At 65.5% G+C, this 13,918-nt stretch carries 15 protein-coding genes, 1 other RNA gene and 1 riboswitch; of the genes, 8 read left to right on the forward strand and 8 right to left on the reverse strand.

The window, feature by feature from the left end; all coding sequences use genetic code 11:
- Nucleotides 1–19 precede the first annotated feature (19 nt).
- The 3 genes from ssrS to AWB75_RS21000 form a co-directional block, all read right to left on the reverse strand.
- Nucleotides 20–201: non-coding RNA, 6S RNA (ssrS, locus tag AWB75_RS20990), on the reverse strand.
- 118 nt (nucleotides 202–319) lie between these two features.
- The gene (locus AWB75_RS20995) at nucleotides 320–634 is read right to left on the reverse strand and encodes a cell division protein ZapA (protein WP_061126002.1); all 315 of its coding nucleotides are present in this window, start codon (nucleotides 632–634) and stop codon (nucleotides 320–322) included.
- On the reverse strand, nucleotides 631–999 hold the full coding sequence (locus tag AWB75_RS21000; protein ID WP_061126003.1) for a hypothetical protein: 369 nt from the start codon (nucleotides 997–999) through the stop codon (nucleotides 631–633). Before AWB75_RS21000 ends, AWB75_RS20995 begins: the two co-directional genes overlap by 4 nt.
- 257 nt (nucleotides 1,000–1,256) lie before the next feature.
- A riboswitch (cobalamin riboswitch) is annotated at nucleotides 1,257–1,576 on the forward strand.
- Between the two features lie 84 nt (nucleotides 1,577–1,660).
- Here AWB75_RS21000 and AWB75_RS21005 point away from each other — a divergent pair.
- The 6 genes from AWB75_RS21005 to cobC are packed head-to-tail and all read left to right on the forward strand — an operon-like array spanning nucleotide 1,661 to nucleotide 7,740.
- Nucleotides 1,661–3,547, forward strand: a complete 1,887-nt coding sequence (locus AWB75_RS21005) for a TonB-dependent receptor domain-containing protein (protein WP_087086720.1) — start codon at nucleotides 1,661–1,663, stop codon at nucleotides 3,545–3,547.
- Nucleotides 3,548–3,573: 26 nt separating this feature from the next.
- Nucleotides 3,574–4,581 (forward strand): FecCD family ABC transporter permease, encoded by a 1,008-nt coding sequence (locus tag AWB75_RS21010; RefSeq protein WP_061126004.1) that lies wholly within the window; start codon nucleotides 3,574–3,576, stop codon nucleotides 4,579–4,581.
- The gene (locus AWB75_RS21015; protein WP_061126005.1) at nucleotides 4,578–5,354 is read left to right on the forward strand and encodes an ABC transporter ATP-binding protein; all 777 of its coding nucleotides are present in this window, start codon (nucleotides 4,578–4,580) and stop codon (nucleotides 5,352–5,354) included. The genes AWB75_RS21010 and AWB75_RS21015 overlap by 4 nt, the downstream gene beginning before the upstream one ends.
- Before the next feature lie 10 nt (nucleotides 5,355–5,364).
- Nucleotides 5,365–6,411: a nicotinate-nucleotide--dimethylbenzimidazole phosphoribosyltransferase gene (cobT, locus tag AWB75_RS21020; RefSeq protein ID WP_061126006.1), complete on the forward strand. Its 1,047-nt coding sequence runs from the start codon at nucleotides 5,365–5,367 to the stop codon at nucleotides 6,409–6,411.
- A gap of 10 nt (nucleotides 6,412–6,421) precedes the next feature.
- Complete coding sequence (locus tag AWB75_RS21025; RefSeq protein WP_061126007.1) at nucleotides 6,422–7,183, forward strand: adenosylcobinamide-GDP ribazoletransferase; 762 nt, start codon at nucleotides 6,422–6,424, stop codon at nucleotides 7,181–7,183.
- The gene (gene cobC, locus AWB75_RS21030) at nucleotides 7,168–7,740 is read left to right on the forward strand and encodes an alpha-ribazole phosphatase (RefSeq protein ID WP_061126008.1); all 573 of its coding nucleotides are present in this window, start codon (nucleotides 7,168–7,170) and stop codon (nucleotides 7,738–7,740) included. Before AWB75_RS21025 ends, cobC begins: the two co-directional genes overlap by 16 nt.
- On the opposite strand, the gene AWB75_RS21035 is transcribed toward cobC, so the two are convergent.
- Genes AWB75_RS21035 through cobU form a run of 4 tightly spaced genes read right to left on the reverse strand, consistent with a single transcriptional unit; the run spans nucleotide 7,741 to nucleotide 11,127 of the window.
- Nucleotides 7,741–8,631, reverse strand: coding sequence for a cobalamin-binding protein (locus AWB75_RS21035; RefSeq protein ID WP_061126009.1), 891 nt, complete (start codon nucleotides 8,629–8,631; stop codon nucleotides 7,741–7,743). It abuts the gene before it with no gap.
- A complete protein-coding gene (cobD, locus tag AWB75_RS21040) occupies nucleotides 8,631–9,626 on the reverse strand; it encodes a threonine-phosphate decarboxylase CobD (RefSeq protein ID WP_061126010.1) in 996 nt (331 codons plus the stop codon). The genes AWB75_RS21035 and cobD overlap by 1 nt, the downstream gene beginning before the upstream one ends.
- A 1-nt stretch (nucleotide 9,627) precedes the next feature.
- Nucleotides 9,628–10,569 carry an adenosylcobinamide-phosphate synthase CbiB gene (cbiB, locus tag AWB75_RS21045; RefSeq protein WP_061126011.1) on the reverse strand — a complete coding sequence of 314 codons (942 nt, stop codon included), beginning with the start codon at nucleotides 10,567–10,569 and terminating at the stop codon, nucleotides 9,628–9,630.
- Between the two features lie 6 nt (nucleotides 10,570–10,575).
- Complete coding sequence (cobU, locus tag AWB75_RS21050; RefSeq protein WP_061126012.1) at nucleotides 10,576–11,127, reverse strand: bifunctional adenosylcobinamide kinase/adenosylcobinamide-phosphate guanylyltransferase; 552 nt, start codon at nucleotides 11,125–11,127, stop codon at nucleotides 10,576–10,578.
- Nucleotides 11,128–11,184: 57 nt separating this feature from the next.
- On the opposite strand from cobU, the gene AWB75_RS21055 reads away from it, so the two are divergent.
- Nucleotides 11,185–12,669, forward strand: a complete 1,485-nt coding sequence (locus tag AWB75_RS21055) for a cobyric acid synthase (RefSeq protein ID WP_061126074.1) — start codon at nucleotides 11,185–11,187, stop codon at nucleotides 12,667–12,669.
- On the opposite strand, the gene AWB75_RS21060 is transcribed toward AWB75_RS21055, so the two are convergent.
- Nucleotides 12,663–13,082 carry a PaaI family thioesterase gene (locus AWB75_RS21060; protein WP_061126013.1) on the reverse strand — a complete coding sequence of 140 codons (420 nt, stop codon included), beginning with the start codon at nucleotides 13,080–13,082 and terminating at the stop codon, nucleotides 12,663–12,665. The two genes, AWB75_RS21055 and AWB75_RS21060, sit on opposite strands and share 7 nt — an antisense overlap.
- Before the next feature lie 179 nt (nucleotides 13,083–13,261).
- Between AWB75_RS21060 and AWB75_RS21065 the strand changes: the two genes are divergently transcribed.
- Nucleotides 13,262–13,888 (forward strand): ParA family protein, encoded by a 627-nt coding sequence (locus AWB75_RS21065; RefSeq protein WP_061126014.1) that lies wholly within the window; start codon nucleotides 13,262–13,264, stop codon nucleotides 13,886–13,888.
- Nucleotides 13,889–13,918: the final 30 nt, after the last annotated feature.

Genomic DNA, 13,918 nt, shown 5'->3' on the forward strand with positions numbered 1-13,918 from the left:
CCGATGCCGTCATTTGAATGGGGTCCCCGCCACGGCCGCTAGGCCGGCATCCTGAACCTGGGTTCAAGATTGGTCGCGGTAAGCAACACTTCGGGTACATCGGACTAGCGACGCGCGCGCCCATGTTGCAAGGTTCCGCAACCGTGCCAATATAGCATTGGTTCAAGGAATATATGACCTTGGCGAACCAGGCAGGGAACCGTCACTTTACACCAATCGTTTGCCTGATGCAGCTTCTTGGCAGCGTTCGCGCGGTATCTTTTTTCGATTGACATTGCGCGCTGATTGACTCGACGCACGGACGCCTTATTGCTCGTGATTATTGCACTTCATATTGCGCAATGACGGCGCCCAGTTGCTCGTTCATCGAGTGCATGGTGCGGCGGATTTCCTCGGCGGGGAAGGCTTCGCCGTGGCGCACGCTGTCCTGCAACTTAAGCAATTCCGACGCCAGCGAAAGTGCCGCCATCACCGCGATGCGATCCGTGCCGCGCACGCTGCTGGCATTACGCACCTTGTTCATTTCGGCGTCGACGCGCGCGACGGCTTCACGCAGCGCGGCTTCCGTTTCAGGCGAGCACGCGAGGCGATACGGCTGCCCGAGAATGGATACTTCGATCTGCGTGGTCGTCATGCCTTCTCTCCTTGATGATGCTCGCCGTGCAATGCCGCTTCATGTGCTTCCTGCGAATCGGTTTCGAGGAGATCGAGTTGATTGTCGGCTTCGGCATGCTGCTCGGACTTCGCGCGCGGCAGCTTTTCGAGAATGGCGTTGAGGCGCACTTGCGCGTCGTCGATTTTCGCGGAGAGCGAGTCGCGTTCGGACTGCAGCGTATCGCGTTCTTCGCGCACTTGTGCCAGTTCGGCCTGCACGTTCGCATAGTCGGCGCGCAGCTGTTCGAGCTGGTCCTGCAGCGCCTGATGCGCCTGCTTGTGGCGCTCGCTGATCTGGATCAGCCGGCCGATATTTCCTGACAGTGATTCGAGTTCGTTGAGCATGTGCTGCGTCCTCTAAAGACCTCGCATTTTAGCGCGGTTAAACGGCGCTTCCGATAAATGTCTCGTTTCGAGACGTAACAGCACGCGATCTCGCGTTTAAACGATCGATCGCCGTGCATTCGTGTGCAGAAAACGCGAGCGCGGGTCGCCGCTCGCGAGGACAGGTCGGGTCGGCTGCTCGTCCGGTTCTTGTTCGATTCGTCGTGCGCCGCGCCATTTCGTCCGCGCCGTTTTCTTGACGGCCCCAACTCGCGCTCCTACACTTGCGGCACTTTTGGTGCTCGCATCCGCGGATCTCGCGGATGCAGTCAAACGGGAAACAGGAAGCGAAGTCCTCAGCCGCGGACGAGCCAACCTGTGCTGCCCCCGCAACGGTAAGCGACCGCAACGCAAGTTGCAAGTCGTCTCATGCGCGTTTTTGCAGCCCGAGCGTGCCGATTCCATATCGCATCCGATATTGCTTTCGACATCGCGCCGCCTCACTGCAAGAAACGTGACGACGCCACTGCGCACGATGCGCGGGAAGGCGAGACGATGCGTCGCCAGCCCGGATACCGGCCAGAGTTCGACGCATGCGCGCACCAACGCGCCTATGCGTTTCGTCGCGCATCGTCCTCGCGGGGAGCGGGGCCGCGCTCACGCGAATACGGACACTTCACGCATGGTTTCGCCATTGGCCGCGCTCAGGGACGGCCGCTATCGTCATGGCGCGCTCGCCGCCGCCGTCATAAGTTTTCCCCTTTTCGTACATGCCGTACCTGCCGCACATGCCGCGGATGACGCATCGCAAACGCTTGCGCCCGTCGTCGTCACAGCGACACGCGCGCCGCAGCCGCTGGCGGACTCCATCGCGCAAACTTCCGTCTTCGACGAACAGGACATCGCCGACGCCAACGCCGACGACGCGCTCGGCCTCGTCGCGCTGGCGCCCGGCGTGCAGATCACGCGCAACGGCGGGCCGGGCGCGAATTCGGGTTTATATATACGCGGCGCGGCCTCGTCGCAATCGCTGGTGCTGATCGACGGCGTGCGCGTGGAATCGGCATCGCTCGGCGCGGCGCAGTTGTCGCAACTGATGCTCGACGAGATCGGACGCGTCGAAGTCGTGAACGGCAACGTGTCGGCGCTATACGGCTCGAACGCGATCGGCGGCGTGGTGCAGATCTTCACGAAGGAAGGCGGGGCGCATCCTCCGCGCTTCAACTTCGAGGCCGAGTACGGCAGCTATCACACGCAGCGGCAATCGGCGGGCGTGAACGGCGCGCTCGACAAGGATGGCCGCACGACTTTCAGCGTCAACATCTCGCGCGAAAAGACCGACGGCTTCACATCGATCGATCCGAACATTGCGCCCAATGCGAATCCGAACGCGAACGGGTATCTCAACGAAAGCGTCGCGGCGACGCTGCGCCATAAGCTCAGCGACAAGTGGGACGCGGGCGTGCGCTTTCTGCAGTCGAACGGCGTCAACAGTTTCGACGATGCCTATGGCCTGCCGACCGACATCAACGACACGCACGATCGCGTGCGCTCGGCGTCCGTGTTCGCGAACGGCAGGATCACCGATGACTGGACGACGCACTTCACGATCGCGCAAGGGCAAGACCGTTCGAACATCGAGCAGAACGGCGTTTATACGAGCCGCTTCGACTCGGAGAACCGTCAATACATCTGGCAGAACGATTTCAGGATCACCGATGCGCACAAGCTGCTCTTCGGCTACGAGCATCTCGATCAGACGCTCGATTCCGATCAGTTCGACGCACCCGACCGGCACGTGAACTCGGTGTTCGCGGGCTACGTGGGCCGCATCGGGCCGAGCGAATTGCAGGCGAATCTGCGGCACGACCAGTATTCCGATTTCGGCGGCGCGAACAGCTACTATCTGGGCTACGCGTACAACTTCGACGCGCACTGGCGCGCGAGCGCGAGCTACGCGGCGTCGTTTCGCGCGCCGAGCTTCGATGACCTCTACTATCCGATCAGCGGCAATCCGTCGATTCAGCCGGAGCGCAGCCATTCGGTCGAGGCCGCGTTGCAGTACGCATCGAATGCGCTGGGCGTCGCGCGCGTCACGTTGTTCCAGACGCGCTATTCGAATCTGATCGACTATGTCTCCGATGGCGGCTTCTACTATGTCGCGCAGAATGTCGGGCGCGCGAAGGTGCAGGGCATCGAGGGATCGTGGGCGGGACATGTCGGCGCGACGGACGTGCGCGCGGGCGTCACGTTCCAGAATCCCGTCGACGAAACGAACAACGAAGATCTGACGCGGCGCGCGCGGCGTTTCGCGACGCTCACCGCGCATCGGACGATCGGTCGCTGGCGCGTCGGCGGCGAATGGATCATGAGCGGAGAGCGCAGCGATTACGATTCGACGCTCTCGGGTTACGGCATCGTGAACCTGTCGGCGCGTTACGACATATCGAAGTCGTGGTACGTCACGGCGCGCATCGACAATCTCTTCGACAAGGACTATGAACTCGCGTACTCGTACAACACGCCACGGCGCGGCGCCTACGTCACGTTGGGCTGGCATCCGTCGTGAGTGATGCCGTGCGGCGCGTCCATGCGATGAACGCCGCTCGCGCCACGACCATCTGGATCGCACTCGGCATCGCGTGCGTGTGCGTGCTCGTCGCGTCGCTCGTGATGGGCAGCGTCGCGTTGCCGGTGTCGCGTGCGCTCGGCGCGCTCTTTCACCTGCATGCCGCGACGCCCGCAACGTTCGATCTCGCCGATGACATCGTGCTCACGCTACGTTTGCCGCGCGCGCTCGCGGGCTTCGCATCGGGCGCGCTGCTCGCGACGGCGGGTGCGCTGCTGCAAGTGCTGTTGCGCAATCCCCTCGCGGAGCCGTATGTGCTCGGCGTGTCCGGCGGCGCGGCGGCGTTCGCGCTGGCCGCGATGCTCGCGTCGATGCCGTGGTGGGGCGTCGATATCGCGTCGTGCGCGGGTGCGTTCGCATCGATCGTTCTCGTGCTCGGGCTCGCGCGCAGAGATTTGTGGCGCAGCGGACAGGACGCATCGCCACGGCTTTTGCTGACGGGCGTTGTGATCGCATCGGGATGGGGCGCGTTGATCACGCTGATGCTGAGCGTTGCGCCGGAGAACCGGCTGCGCGGCATGATTTTCTGGCTGACGGGCGATCTGAACGGCGCGGCGCCGCCGTGGCCCGCGTTGATCGCGCTGGCGGTCGTGCTCGTCGCGATCGTGCCCGTCGCGCCGCAACTGAACGTGCTGCTGCGTGGCGATGCCGCGGCGCAATCGCTCGGCGTGCCGGTCGCGCGCCTGCGTTTGCGCGTGTACCTCGTCGCGTCGCTCGCGGCGGCCGCCGCGGTGACGACGGCGGGGACCATCGGCTTCGTCGGGCTCGTCGTGCCGCATCTCTTGCGCCTCGCGTTCGGCAACGATCAGCGCATGCTGGTGCCCGCCGCCGCGCTCGCGGGCGGGCTCGCCGTGATGGCCGCCGATCTCGCCGCGCGCACGATCATCGCGCCCGCGCAATTGCCGGTGGGCGTCGTGACCGCGCTGATCGGCGTGCCGATGTTCCTGTGGATGCTGCTGCGGAGACCGCGATGACGCTGCATCTCGACCACGTCGTGCTTCGCGCAGGCACGCGCACGCTCATCGAAGGTCTCACGCAAAGCATCGAAAGCGGCGAGATGTGGTGCATCGCCGGGCCGAACGGCGCGGGCAAGACGACGCTCATCAACGTGCTCGCGGGACTCGCGAAACCAGCGTCGGGCAGCGTGTCGCTCGATGGCCGCGCGCTCGCATCATGGCGCGCCGCGGATTTCGCACGCGCACGCGCGTTGATGCCGCAGGCGACGCACGACGCATTCAGCGCGACCGTGCTCGATACCGTGCTGCTCAACCGCTTTCCGTATCTCACCGGCTGGGGCTGGGAGAACGAAGACGACCGCAGCGCGGCGCGTTCGGCGCTCGACATGCTCGGCCTCGCGTCGTTCGCATTGCGCGATGTGCTGACGCTGTCGGGCGGTGAGCGTCAACGCGTCGCACTGGCCGCCACGTTGTGCCAGAACGCGCCGCTCGTGCTGCTCGACGAACCGCTCGCGCATCTGGATCTGCATCATCAGATCGACTGCCTGCACGCATTGCGCGATGCGGCGAGCGCGCAAAAGCGCACCATCGTCTTCTCGTGCCACGATCTGAACCTCGCGCGCAGTTTCGCGACTCACGCGCTGTTGCTCGACGGCAAAGGCTGCGCACATGCGGGCCTCGTCGCCGATGTGCTGACGCCCGAGCGCGCGAGCGCCGCATTCGGCTATCCGCTCGCGCTGATCCGCGACGGCGGGCACGAAGCGCTCGTGCCTTCCATTCATCGACTCTGAAGGACTTCCAATGCTCAACGACATTCCCATGCCCCGCGCGCTCGATCGCACCATCGAAACTGAACTGCGCCGCGTCATCGACATGAAGACGAAGCCGCCCGGCAGCCTGGGACGGCTCGAATCCATCGCGCTGCAAATGGGCCTGATCCAGCGCACGACCAAGCCGCGCATCGAGCGTCCGGCGATGATCGTGTTCGCCGGCGATCACGGCATCGCGCAAGAGGGCGTCAGCTCGTATCCGCAGGAAGTGACCGCGCAGATGGTCGCGAATTTTCTGGCGGGCGGCGCTGCGATCAACGCGCTGTCGCGTTCGGTCGGCATGACGCTCGAAGTGGTCGATGCGGGCGTCGCGACGCCGATTCCCATCGATCATGGTTATGAGCGGTTGTCGCTCGGGCTCGGCACGCGCAACTTCGCGCACGAACTCGCGATGTCACGCGACACCGCGCTCGAAGGCATCGCGCGGGGCGCGGCGCGCGTGCGGCATCATGCGTCGCTCGGCACGAACGTGATCGGCTTCGGCGAGATGGGCATCGCGAATACGTCGGCGGCGGCGTGCCTGATGAGCCGGCTGTGCGATGTGCCGGTCGATGAATGCGTCGGACGCGGCACCGGCCTCGATGACAAAGGTCTCGCGCATAAGCGCGATGTGCTCTCGAAAGCTCTCGCGCTGCATCGCGACGAAGGCGACGCCATCGACACGCTCGCGACCTTCGGCGGCTTCGAAATCGCGATGATGACGGGTGCCTATCTCGCCGCCGCCTGCGAAGGCATGACGATCCTCGTCGATGGCTTCATCGCCACATCCGCGCTCGTCGTCGCATCGAAGATCGCGCCTCACGTGCTCGACTATTGCGTGTTCGCGCATGCGTCGGACGAGGCGGGGCATCGGCGCATGCTCGCGCATTTCAATGCCGCGCCGCTCCTGCAACTCGACTTGCGGCTCGGCGAAGGCACGGGCGCGGCGCTCGCGTTGCCGATCCTGCGCGCGGCCGTCGCGTTCGTCGATGAAATGGCGAGCTTCGAGTCGGCGGGCGTGTCGAACAAATCCGCATGAGCGCAACGAGATGAACCGTCCGCTCGACGAACTGCGCTACTTCTTCGCCGCGCTCGGCTATTTCACGCGTGTGCCGGTGCCGCGCTGGGTCGGCTTCGAGCGTGAGTATCTGAACGCGGCGGCGCGCTATTTTCCGCTCGTCGGCGCGATGGTCGGCGGCGTCGCGGCGCTCGTCTATCTCGCGGCGTTGCGCGTGTTTCCCGCAGGCGTCGCGGTGCTGCTTTCGATGGCCGCGACGCTCGCGCTCACCGGCGCGTTCCACGAAGACGGCCTCGCCGATTGCGTCGATGCCTTCGGCGGCGCGTACACCCGCGACGATGCGTTGCGGATCATGCACGACTCGCGCATCGGTGCGTTCGGCGCGATCGCGCTCGTCGTTGCGCTTGCGTTGAAGTGGCAGACGCTCGCGTCGCTGCCGCCGCAACGTGTCGCGTGGACGATGATCGCCGCGCACGCCGCGAGCCGCGTCTTCGCCATCAGCTATCTCGTCACGCTCGAATACGTGCGCGCGGAAGGCAAGGCGAAACCGGTGGCGCAGCGCATGAGTCTTGCGTCTTTCGCGCTCGCGCTCGTGTTCGGTTTGCCTTGGCTCGTCATGATCGACGTGAGGCTCGCTTGCGCGACGATCGTCGTGCTTGCCGTATTGCGCTTCGTCATCGGACGTTATTTCGTGCGGCGCATCGGCGGTTATACGGGCGATTGCCTCGGCTTCGCGCAACAGGTGTTCGAAATCGCCATCTATCTCATCGGGCTCGCATGGATCTCGTTCTGATCCGGCATCCGGAGGTCGCCATCGAAGCCGGTGTTTGCTACGGGCAAACCGATGTGCCTTTGAAGCGCCACGCACATGAATCCGCCGATGCGTTGAAGGCGCGCATGAACGCGCTGAACGTGCCCGCTTGCGCCGATGGATGGCACACGAGTCCCTTGCAGCGATGCGCTTCTCTCGCGCATGCACTTTCGGCCAATGCACATATCGATGCGCGCCTCTCCGAAATGCACTTCGGCGCGTGGGAAGGCCGCGCGTGGGACACGATCGATCGCGCGCTGATCGACGCATGGGCCACGGATATCGACCATGCGCGTCCGCACGGCGGCGAGAGTCTCGCGCAGTTCGCCGATCGCGTTGTGAAGTGGTTCGAAGACACATGCGCCGATCGCGATGAAGCCGTGCATGTGATCGCGCATGCGGGCGTCGTTCGCGTGCTCGCAGCGCATCTTCTCGGCATCGCGCGCGATAACGCGTTGCAATGGCCGCTCGATTTCGGCGCGATCGCTTGGTTCAGGCGCGTGCGCGGAACGTGGCTCTTGATGCGTTGGAACGCCTGACTATTTCGGACGCCGCTCGCGCGCCGCATCGAGATCGCGGCATAACTCAGCGGCACCCGCGGCGAGGCGCGGCGTCGGCCGGTTGATCAGATCGCCGTCGATGCCGAACAGATTGCCGCGCGACACCGCCGTGAGCGATGGCCAGCGCTTCCAGCGATCGAGCGCGGGCAGGGCGCGGTCGGGCTTCGTCGCGCCGGGCGTCGCGGTGACGATCGCCTCGGGATTTGCCGCGAGCACGGCTTCGGGCGATATCGTGGGCACGCGCGGCTTTTCCGCCGCGAACACGTTGACGCCGCCGCATAGCCCGATTACTTCATCGAAGACATTGTCGCGATTGAGCGTCATCAGCGGATCGTCCCAGACCTGATAGAACACGGTCACGGGCGGCTTCTGCGAATAGCGCGCGCGCAATCGGGCGATGTCGCGCGTGAAGGCATCGGCGTTCGTGCGCGCGCTCGTCTGCGTGCCGAGCAGCGCGCCGAGCTTGTTGATGCTCGCGGCGATATCGTCGAGATGCTTCGGCTCGCTGAAGTAGATCGGCACGCCGAGCGCTTCGAGCCGATCCATCTGACGCGCTGCATTGCCATGCCGCCACACGACGATCAGATCCGGATGCAACGCGACGATGCGCTCCAGATCGAGCGCCTTGTTGTCGCCGACGCGGGGAATCGCCTGCGCTTCCTTCGGATAATCGCTGTACGTCACCGCGCCGACGATGCGCGCGCCGCCGCCCGCCGCGAACAGCAATTCGGTGACATGCGGCGCAAGACTGACGACGCGCTCGGCGGGCTTCGCGAGCGTGACCGATGCGCCGCTGTCATCGGTGACGGTGATCGCATGCGCTTGCGTCATGAAGACGCCGATCAGCAAACCCATCGCGCAGCGCAGCATCACGCGCAAATCTCCTGCAACGCGAGCGACAGGCGCGCCCAGTCGCCTTCCGCGCCGGGCAATCCGATACGCAAGCTCGGCGTCATGCCGGGCAGATCGAAGAGGCGCGTCCAGATGCCCCGCAACGCGAGCGCGTGCTGAAGCCCGGACGCGTCGTGCGTCGGCATCCACGCGAACAGCGGCGTCGCGCGCACATTGAAGCCGTGGTGCGCGATCAGCCCGGCGAGGCGCGCGCCATCGCGTTGCAGGCGTTCGCGCGTGTCGCGCTGCCATTCGGTATCGGCGAAAGCGGCAACGACCGCGTGACGCGCCGGACCGCTGACGGTCCACGCGCCAAGCGCATCGCGCAAAGGATCGATGATCGACGGCGCCGCCAGCACGAAACCCGCGCGCAGGCCTGCGAGCCCGAAGAACTTGCCGACGGAGCGCAGCACGATCAACCCGTCGCGCGCGGTCTCGCTTGAAAGCGACGCGGCCGGGTCGACATCGGCGAACGCTTCATCGACGATCAGCGTGCCGCCGCGCGCCGCGAGCTGAGCATGCCAGCGCAGAAGCGTGTCGCGCGTGAGGCGCTCCGCCGTCGGGTTGTTCGGATTAGCGACGATCACGTGATCGAGCGTATCGGGCAGGTCGTGCGAAGTGACGTCGAGCGTCGCGATGGCGTGGCCCGCGCGCATGAACGCCGGCGCATATTCGCCGTAAGTCAGCGGCGCGACGCCCGCTGTGCCGCGACGCAAAAGCGCGGGCAGCGCACGGATCGCCGCCTGCGAACCCGCCACCGGCAACGCGTGAGGCGCACCGTAATGGCGCGCGGCGGCATCGGCGAGACCATCGTCGTCTTCGGGCAGGCGGCGCCATGCATCGGGCGGCACGGGCGGCACCGGATAGCCGCGCGGATTGATGCCCGTCGACAGATCGAGCCAGTCGTCGAGAGGAATCGCGTAGCGGCGCGCAGCTTCGCGCAGATTGCCACCGTGTTTGATCGTATCGCTCATGTCAGCCGCCCGCCGTCGCGCTCAGCGCGGCCAGAACCAGATACAACGCGAGCCACATCAAAGTCGCGCGCTCGACGAGCCGCAACGCCGCGACGACATGCTTCGGGCTCGCGCTGTGACCCGCGCCGAGCGTCGGCCGCGTTTCTAGCACGCCGTCATACACCGCCGCGCCGCCGATCAGCACGTTCAGGCTGCCCGCGCCCGCGGCCATCACCGGGCCTGCGTTCGGACTGTCCCACGAGCGCGCCTGCGTGCGCCAGCAGTGCCAGGCCATGTGTGTGTCGCCCGCGAGCGCGTAGGTCGCCGCCGTGAGGCGCGCGGGGATGAAGTTGAGCACGTCGTCGAAGCGCGCGGCGGCCCAGCCGAAGCGCAGATAGCGCTGCGTGCGATAGCCCCACATCGCGTCGAGCGTATTGGCCAGGCGGAACATCAGCGCGCCCGGACCGCCCGCGACGGCGAACCAGAAGAGCGCGCCGAAGATCGCATCGTTGCCGTTCTCCAGCGCCGATTCGACGGCGGCGCGCGACAGGGCGTTTTCATCGGCTTGCGAGGTATCGCGCGACACGATGCGCGAGGTCAGCTTGCGGGCGTTTTCGATATCGCCGAAGCTCAACGCCCGCGCGATCGGCGCGATGTGCTGGCGCAGGCTCTTCGCACCGAGCGCGAACCAGAGCAGCAGCACGTGCACGAGACACGCATAGCCGAACGGCAGCGCGCCGACGAGCAACCACGCGACGCCGACCGGCGGCGCGACCGCGATGAACCACGCGAGAATGCCCGCGGGCCGCGCGCGAAAGCCGGTGTTCATGCGCGCTTCGAGCTTCGTCGCCAGATTGCCGAAGCCGACGAGCGGATGCCGCGCGCGCGGCTCGCCGAAGATGCGGTCGACGATCACGCCGAGCACCGCAAGCAGGGCCATCGCGTAGGCGGAGAGGAGGAGCATCGCGGTTCAGCCTTTGAGCGCGAGCGGAAGGCCGGCGACCATCATGACCGCGCGCGTGCTCGCGGCGGCGACGCGCTGATTGAGACGCCCGAGCTCGTCGACGTAAAGACGCGTGACCGAGCCGAGCGGCACCACGCCCAGGCCGATTTCATTGCTCACGACGATGACCTTGCCTTGCGTGTCGGCGAGAGCGGCATCGAATGCGTCGAACGCTTGCTGCGCGGATGGCGGCAACACGGCGATGTCGTCGCTCATCGCGTCTTGCGCGAAGAGAAGGTTGGCGAGCCAGAGCGTCAGGCAATCGATCAGCACGCAATGCCCCGCGCGATCCACATCGCGCAGCGCGCCCGCGAGATCGAGCGGCGCTTCGACGAGCGGCCAGTGCGCGGGCCTGCGCTCGACGTGATGGCGCACGCGTTGTGCGAATTCATCGTCGTGAATGCGCGCCGTCGCGATATACGTCACCGGCACGCCGCTTTCGATGGCGAGCCGTTCGGCGTGAGCGCTCTTGCCCGAGCGCGCGCCGCCGAGCACGAAGGTGATATCGCGTGGATTCATCGCGCCATTGTACCGGCGGGCTAAGATAGCGCGTTCTCGCATAAGAGGATTCCGATGATGCCATTCACGCCACGCGGCACGCTGATGATCCAGGGCACGACGTCCGATGCCGGCAAGAGCACGCTCGTCGCGGGCCTGGCGCGTCTCGCGCGGCGCGGCGGCGTGCGCGTTGCGCCCTTCAAGCCGCAGAACATGGCGCTGAACAGCGCAGTGACCGTCGATGGCGGCGAGATCGGCCGCGCGCAGGCGCTGCAGGCGATCGCGGCGGGCGTCGATGCGCGCGTCGACTTCAATCCGGTGCTGCTCAAGCCGACGAGCGATCGCGGCGCGCAGGTCATCATCCACGGTCATGCGCACGCGAATCTCGATGCGCGCGCGTATCACGATTACAAGCGCATCGCGTTCGATGCCGTGCTCGCGTCGTATGAACGATTGCGCCACGAGTTCGATGCGGTGATCGTCGAAGGCGCGGGCAGTCCCGCCGAAATCAATCTGCGCGACGGCGATATCGCCAACATGGGCTTCGCGGAGCGCGTCGATTGCCCGGTCGTGCTCGTCGCCGATATTGATCGCGGCGGCGTGTTCGCGCATCTGGTCGGCACGCTCGCGTGTTTGTCGGAGAGCGAGCGCGCGCGCGTTCGCGGCTTCGTCATCAACCGGTTTCGCGGGGACATTTCGCTGTTGCAGCCGGGGCTCGACTGGCTGGAAGCGCAGACCGGCAAGCCGGTGTTCGGCGTGCTGCCGTATCTGCACGGGCTGACGCTCGATGCGGAAGACATGCTGCCCAGCCAGCCGCACGCGCGCGCTGCGTGTGACGTGACTAGCGCACTGAAGGTGATCGTGCCGGCGCTGCCGCGCATCAGCAATCACACGGATTTCGATGCGTTACGGGCGCATCCGCAAGTCGATTTCTCGTATGTCCGCGCGGGCATGGCGCCGCCTGCGGCCGATCTGATCGTGCTGCCCGGCTCGAAAAGCGTGCAGCGCGACCTTGCGTGGCTGCGCGAAAACGGCTGGGATCGTGCGATCGTTCGGCATCTGCGCTATGGCGGCAAGGTGCTCGGCATTTGCGGCGGCATGCAGATGCTCGGGCGCGAGATCGATGATCCGGATGGCGTCGAAGGCGCGGCGGGGCGTGTGCAGGGTTTAGCGCTGCTCGAACTCTTCACCGAACTCACGCCGCACAAGCAGCTTGAGAACGCGAGCGGGCAATTGATGATCGGCGGCACGCGAGCGCTCGTGCGCGGCTACGAAATTCACATGGGACGGACGCGCGGCGCGGCGCTTTCACGGCCTTTCGTCGAACTGGATGCGGGACGTGTCGACGGCGCGCTGTCCGACGACGGCCAGATTGCCGCGACTTATCTGCACGGCGTGTTCGATACGCCCGAAGCGTGTGCCGCGCTGCTCGCGTGGGCCGGGGTGAAGGACGCCGAGCCGCTGGATTATCCGGCGCTGCGCGAGGCGTCGCTCGATCGGCTGGCGGATTCGTTTGGGGAAGCGCTGGATTTGGAGGCGCTACAGGCCGCCTTCACTCAATAAAGAATCATCTGCGTACACCGGAACATGGCGATGAGTTTCCCCTCGCCGCTCGTGACCGTCGCGTCCCACACTTGCGTGCTTCGCCCGAGATGCACGGCCGTCGCCTTCGCGACGATCTTTCCCTCGCGCGCCGTCGAAACGTGATTGCTCTTCAGTTCGAGCGTCGTGAAGTTCTGCGCCTTTTCCGGCAGATGCGCGATGCACGCGTAGCCGCAGCACGTATCGGCGAGACCGATGACCGTCGCCGCGTGCAGAAAGCCGTTCGGTGCGAGCAATTCCGGACGGATCGTGAGTTCGCCGCTCAGTTGGCCCTGATCGAGCGAAAGCACTTGCACGCCGAGCAGGTCGGGCAGGCGGCCTTTCTGGCGGTTGCGCAGGTAGTCGAGCGTGACGTCGGGACGGAGTTGAGTCATGGGGATTTTCTGGGCGAATGGATGAGGAGGGCGGCAAATGCGGCACGGCCGTTCGGCCAGTATGCCGGATGCCCCCGTTTTGCCGATAATATCAACGCTCGAATCATGCACCTGTTCTTCTAAAGACGAAATCGTGCGCGCGGCGACGCCGGCGCGCCCAACAAAATCCAGGACACTTCATGACCGTGATCGTGGTGGCAAATCCGAAGGGCGGCGTCGGCAAAAGCACGCTCGCAACCAATCTGGCCGGGTATTTCGCGGCGCAAGGCGAATGGGTCGCGCTCGCCGATCTCGACAAGCAGCGCTCGTCGCACGCGTGGATGTCGCTGCGCGTCGACACGCTGCCGAAGATCGAGGAATGGAACATCGACGTCGATTCTCCGGCCAAGCCGCCCAAAGGTCTGGAGAAAGCCGTCGTCGATACGCCCGCCGGCGTCCACGGCAACCGCCTCGCGCTCGCGTTGGAACTCGCGGACAAGGTGATCGTGCCGCTGCAGCCGTCGATGTTCGACATCCTCGCGACGCAGGACTTCCTGGCCAAGCTCGCGAAGGAAAAGGCGGTGCGCAAAGGCGCGATCCAGGTCGGCGTGGTCGGCATGCGCGTGGACGCGCGGACGCGTTCGGCGGACCAGCTGCATCGCTTCGTCGAAGGTCTGGATCTGCCGGTGCTCGGCTTTTTGCGCGATACGCAGAACTATGTGCAGCTCGCCGCGCACGGCCTCACGATCTGGGACGTGGCGAAAAGCCGCGTCGAAAAGGATCTGGAGCAGTGGGAGCCGATCATCGAGTGGGTCGGCAAGAAATAGAAAAGCCGGCGCCCGTCGAGGATCGCCGGC

Origin of the sequence: Caballeronia catudaia, from assembly GCF_001544755.2 — a bacterium.
GTDB classification, from domain to species: Bacteria; Pseudomonadota; Gammaproteobacteria; order Burkholderiales; family Burkholderiaceae; genus Caballeronia; species Caballeronia catudaia.

Coding starts and splice junctions, on each gene's coding strand:
- AWB75_RS20995 (WP_061126002.1), bottom strand. CDS start 634: ATGACGACCACGCAGATCGAAGTATCCATTCTCGGGCAGCCGTATCGC.
- AWB75_RS21000 (WP_061126003.1), bottom strand. CDS start 999: ATGCTCAACGAACTCGAATCACTGTCAGGAAATATCGGCCGGCTGATC.
- AWB75_RS21005 (WP_087086720.1), top strand. CDS start 1,661: ATGGTTTCGCCATTGGCCGCGCTCAGGGACGGCCGCTATCGTCATGGC.
- AWB75_RS21010 (WP_061126004.1), top strand. CDS start 3,574: ATGAACGCCGCTCGCGCCACGACCATCTGGATCGCACTCGGCATCGCG.
- AWB75_RS21015 (WP_061126005.1), top strand. CDS start 4,578: ATGACGCTGCATCTCGACCACGTCGTGCTTCGCGCAGGCACGCGCACG.
- cobT (WP_061126006.1), top strand. CDS start 5,365: ATGCTCAACGACATTCCCATGCCCCGCGCGCTCGATCGCACCATCGAA.
- AWB75_RS21025 (WP_061126007.1), top strand. CDS start 6,422: ATGAACCGTCCGCTCGACGAACTGCGCTACTTCTTCGCCGCGCTCGGC.
- cobC (WP_061126008.1), top strand. CDS start 7,168: ATGGATCTCGTTCTGATCCGGCATCCGGAGGTCGCCATCGAAGCCGGT.
- AWB75_RS21035 (WP_061126009.1), bottom strand. CDS start 8,631: ATGCTGCGCTGCGCGATGGGTTTGCTGATCGGCGTCTTCATGACGCAA.
- cobD (WP_061126010.1), bottom strand. CDS start 9,626: ATGAGCGATACGATCAAACACGGTGGCAATCTGCGCGAAGCTGCGCGC.
- cbiB (WP_061126011.1), bottom strand. CDS start 10,569: ATGCTCCTCCTCTCCGCCTACGCGATGGCCCTGCTTGCGGTGCTCGGC.
- cobU (WP_061126012.1), bottom strand. CDS start 11,127: ATGAATCCACGCGATATCACCTTCGTGCTCGGCGGCGCGCGCTCGGGC.
- AWB75_RS21055 (WP_061126074.1), top strand. CDS start 11,185: ATGCCATTCACGCCACGCGGCACGCTGATGATCCAGGGCACGACGTCC.
- AWB75_RS21060 (WP_061126013.1), bottom strand. CDS start 13,082: ATGACTCAACTCCGTCCCGACGTCACGCTCGACTACCTGCGCAACCGC.
- AWB75_RS21065 (WP_061126014.1), top strand. CDS start 13,262: ATGACCGTGATCGTGGTGGCAAATCCGAAGGGCGGCGTCGGCAAAAGC.